This is a genomic window from Weissella sp. DD23, assembly GCF_001579105.1.
Lineage (GTDB): Bacteria > Bacillota > Bacilli > Lactobacillales > Lactobacillaceae > Weissella > Weissella cibaria.
Map to the genome: position 1 here is coordinate 12,554 of NZ_KQ970395.1, position 1,667 is coordinate 14,220.

General features: G+C 41.8%; 3 protein-coding genes. 1 reads left to right on the forward strand and 2 read right to left on the reverse strand.

Translation table 11 applies throughout. The features are described from left to right. Positions 1-904: excinuclease ABC subunit UvrC (gene uvrC, locus WEIDD23_RS08720; RefSeq protein ID WP_082778325.1), on the reverse strand; the 904-nt coding region annotated here is incomplete at its 3' end. 119 nt (positions 905-1,023) lie between these two features. Next, positions 1,024-1,215: a hypothetical protein gene (locus WEIDD23_RS08725; protein WP_010372919.1), complete on the reverse strand. Its 192-nt coding sequence runs from the start codon at positions 1,213-1,215 to the stop codon at positions 1,024-1,026. Between the two features lie 185 nt (positions 1,216-1,400). Between WEIDD23_RS08725 and WEIDD23_RS15030 the strand changes: the two genes are divergently transcribed. Then, complete coding sequence (locus WEIDD23_RS15030; RefSeq protein WP_010372921.1) at positions 1,401-1,532, forward strand: hypothetical protein; 132 nt, start codon at positions 1,401-1,403, stop codon at positions 1,530-1,532. The last annotated feature ends 135 nt before the right edge of the window (positions 1,533-1,667 follow it).

Sequence of the window (1,667 nt, forward strand, 5' to 3'; positions counted from 1 at the left end):
CCGCATTTTTCCGATTATAGAACTGCAAAATAAAACTGGTCATTTCTTCTTCAGCTGACTCCACAATTGCAAACGTCCGCTTCTCACGTTTCATCAGTCGCGCTTGACGTACGAAGAAGACCTGAACAGACAACCACCCCTTATCCATATAGAAATTAAACAAGTCTCGTGGTGTACCGTCCTTGGAAATAATCTTTTGTTTCTCAACCGTCGTTTCGATAAACTTCAACTGATCGCGTAAATCAGCCGCCCGTTCGAATTCCAAATTCTCCGAAGCTGTGTTCATCTTCTCATTCAGGACCTTCGTCACTTCTTTTGTATCGCCATCCAAGAAGTGTTGGATCTTTTTAATTTGGTCCAAATACTCTGTAAATGGGACCTGACGATAGCAGGCACCCAAGCATTGTCCCATGTTAGCGTACAAGCAAGGGCGCCCTTGATAACCATTACAACGCCGGAGTGGGTACACCTTTTGCAAGAAGTGTAACGTTTCCTGGGCAGCGTAGACGTTTGGATACGGACCAAAGTACTGCGCACCATCCTCCTTAACATCGTTTGCCAACTCCAATTTTGGATCGGCCTCATGGGTAATTTTAATGTAAGGGTACCCCGTCCCACGCTTCAAACGAATGTTGTAATAAGGTTGGTACTTTTGAATCAAGGTGATTTCAAGGAGCAAGGACTCTTTTTCAGAGCTTGTCACAATAAAATCAAAATCCGCGATATTCTCAACCAACTGCGCCGTTTTACCAGTGTGTTCGCTCTTAAAATACGACCGTACACGATTTTTTAGATTCTTCGCCTTACCAACGTAAATGATTTTGCCGTTGATATCTTTCATTTGATATGAACCCGGCAAATCTGGTAACAAGGCTAACTTTTGTTCAATATGTTCTGACGCCATTCGCTTTTCCTTTCGACAAATATTCCTTTCTTATTATACGCCGACATTCGGTTTAATTTAACCCCAGACATTTGGACAAAAAAAACGCACATCCTTGGTTAGGACGTGCGATTAGGTCATTATTTTGTTCGGTAAACGTAAACGCTGATTGCAGCAACCGTCAGTAAAACACCAGCCATGGCAATTAACATATCCGTGTTGCTTGGCGTGGGCATTGCAGCAGTGCTTGCCGCAAACCCTTGTTCCGTCAATCCCCACACGCCAGCAATCGTCGCGACCATCATTAGTGCCATCTTTTGTACAGCCTTCATTATGTTGTTAGTCCTTTTCTTATATAATCATCACTTGCAAGAACTTATCTTACAGGGCGAGTATGATTGAATTATGAATTTGTAACCGTTATCATTTTTGTGAAAAGTCGTTATTTGGCATCCATAAAGTCCCAATTAAGTTAACGTGTTATACTAGAGGTAATATTTTAACTGGGGGTGCTACTATGCCATTGCAAACAAAGCGAACTGATGAACTAAGCAAGCAATTTGATGATTTATTCGTCATGCCTGATGTCAAAGACGACAACAAGGATCGTTTTTTGGGTAAGAAGGACGAAGAACAACTAAAGCGTTAACAAAAAAGGAAGTACGTCAATATTGACGCACTTCCTTTTTTGTTTAATCCTTCGTTTTGACAAACAATCCCTTCAAGCTGCTTAAAGCCGCCTTAGTGATATTACCATCACTGTAAGTCAGCACGTTGCGCTTAT

Bases quoted from the DNA above. Each gene is read 5' to 3' on its own strand.
- WEIDD23_RS08725 (WP_010372919.1), bottom strand. From the start codon at position 1,215: ATGAAGGCTGTACAAAAGATGGCACTAATGATGGTCGCGACGATTGCT.
- WEIDD23_RS15030 (WP_010372921.1), top strand. From the start codon at position 1,401: ATGCCATTGCAAACAAAGCGAACTGATGAACTAAGCAAGCAATTTGAT.